Source organism: Bradyrhizobium sp. Ken64 (assembly GCF_055807555.1).
In genome coordinates, this window is sequence record NZ_JBVVPA010000139.1 from 1 (window position 1) to 237 (window position 237).

The following is a 237-nucleotide window of genomic DNA, read 5'->3' on the forward strand; positions in this document are numbered from 1 at the left end:
CAGCTTGGCATTGAGCGCCTCACAGGCCTGTTGCACGGCGGTGCCGACGGAAGACACGGTAAACGAGCCGCCCTGCAGCGGCGCCGTGGGCAAGGATGAATCGCCCAGCAGAAAGCTGACGTCAGCCATCGCCACGCCACTGGCCTGAGCGGCGATCTGGGTCATCACGGTGTAAGTGCCCGTGCCGATATCAGTGGTGGCGCTGCTGACGGTGAGTTTGCCCTGTGTATCGATGCG

1 protein-coding gene is annotated in these 237 nt (G+C 63.7%); it reads right to left on the reverse strand.

Features of this window, described 5'->3' with window-relative positions:
• On the reverse strand, nucleotides 1-237 hold a 237-nt coding region (locus tag AC0L2F_RS35965), incomplete at both ends, for a molybdopterin cofactor-binding domain-containing protein (protein WP_473251552.1).